Genomic DNA, 1,817 nt, shown 5'->3' with positions numbered 1-1,817 from the left:
GGCGCTTACGGGCGTGCGCTGGATCGAGGACCCCACCAACGCCGACCCCGGCTTCACACGCAACCGCATCCGGCAGGTCGTGCTGCCTGCGCTGGAGCAGGCATTCCCGGGGTTTCGCGATACCTTTGCGCGGTCGGCCCGCCATGCCGCGCAGGCGCAGGCGCTGCTGGGCGAACTGGCGCATGCCGACCTGCAGGCGGTAGGCGAACCGCCGGCCCTTGCGCCGCTGCGTGCGCTGAGCCGCGCGCGCGCCGCCAACGTGCTGCGCCACTGGTTGCGGCTGCGGCACGGCACGGCGCCGACCGCCGCCCAACTGGACGAATTGCTGGACCAGCTGGACGCCTGCACCACGCGCGGACATCGCATCCGGCTGAAGGTGGGGGCGGGTTTTGTGGAGAGGGCCGGGGACCGCATCGCCTTCATCGCATCGGTATAATCCCGGGGTTTGCGCGGAGCGGCCCGCTGCCGAACACGGGACTTCTCTTCAATCCGCCGCGTCTGTCCTTCCCTGCATTTTTCCAATGGCATTGATCGTTCACAAATACGGCGGCACGTCGATGGGCTCGACCGAGCGCATCCGCAACGTCGCCAAGCGCGTGGCCAAGTGGGCGCGCGCCGGCCACCAGATGGTTGTCGTGCCCAGCGCCATGAGCGGCGAAACCAACCGCCTGCTCGGCCTGGCCAAAGAACTTGCCCCTGCCAAATCGTCCGACGCCACCGCCCGCGAGCTGGACATGCTGGCCGCCACCGGCGAGCAGGCATCGTCCGCGCTGCTGGCCATCGCGCTGCAGGCCGAGGGCATGCAGTCTGTCAGCTATGCGGGCTGGCAGGTTCCCATCAAGACCAACAGCGCCTATACCAAGGCCCGCATCGAATCCATCGACGACAAGAAGGTGCGCGCCGACCTGGCCGCCGGCCGCGTGGTGATCGTCACGGGCTTCCAGGGCATTGACGACGGCGGCAACATCACCACGCTGGGCCGCGGTGGCAGCGACACATCGGCGGTGGCTGTGGCCGCCGCCATGAAGGCCGACGAATGCCTGATCTACACCGACGTGGACGGCGTCTACACGACCGATCCGCGCGTGGTGCCCGAGGCTCGCCGCCTGCACACCGTGAGCTTTGAAGAGATGCTGGAAATGGCGTCCATGGGCTCCAAGGTGCTGCAGATCCGCTCGGTGGAATTTGCAGGCAAGTGCAAGGTGCCGCTGCGCGTGCTGTCCAGCTTCACCCCCTGGGACATCGACATCAACGAAGAGGCCAAATCCGGCACGTTGATTACTTTTGAGGAAGACGAACAAATGGAACAAGCTGTCGTATCCGGCATCGCATTCAACCGTGACGAAGCCAAGGTGTCCATCCTGGGCGTGCCCGACAAGCCCGGCATCGCCTACAACATCCTGGGCGCGGTGGCCGACGCCAACATCGAGGTGGACGTCATCATCCAGAACATCTCCAAGGACGGCAAGACCGACTTCAGCTTCACGGTGCACCGCAACGACTACGCCAAGACCGTGGACCTGCTCAAGGCCAAGGTCCTGCCGGCGCTGGGCACGGATACCATCGAAGGCGACACCAAGATCTGCAAGGTCAGCATCGTGGGCATCGGCATGCGCAGCCACGTGGGCATCGCCAGCAAGATGTTCCGCTCCCTGAGCGAAGAGGGCATCAACATCCAGATGATCTCCACCAGCGAAATCAAGACGTCCGTCGTCATCGACGAGAAGTACATGGAGCTGGCCGTGCGCGCCCTGCACAAGGCATTCGACCTGGACCAGCCCGCAGCGTGAGTTTGCGGCGCGAGTCGTGAGATAATC

At 65.2% G+C, this 1,817-nt stretch carries 2 protein-coding genes; both read left to right on the top strand.

All coding sequences use genetic code 11. The annotated features are described in order from the left end of the window. Positions 1 to 436: TilS substrate-binding domain-containing protein (locus ACE3OK_RS12505; protein WP_374249885.1), on the top strand; the 436-nt coding region annotated here is incomplete at its 5' end. An 85-nt stretch (positions 437 to 521) separates the two neighbouring features. Next, positions 522 to 1,790, top strand: coding sequence for an aspartate kinase (locus ACE3OK_RS12500; protein WP_374249884.1), 1,269 nt, complete (start codon positions 522 to 524; stop codon positions 1,788 to 1,790). Positions 1,791 to 1,817: the final 27 nt, after the last annotated feature.

This window comes from Thermomonas sp. (assembly GCF_041905325.1).
Classification (GTDB): Bacteria; Pseudomonadota; Gammaproteobacteria; order Xanthomonadales; family Xanthomonadaceae; genus Thermomonas.
Note: the sequence above shows the minus strand (reverse complement) of the source record. Positions and strands in the feature narration are given on the sequence as shown.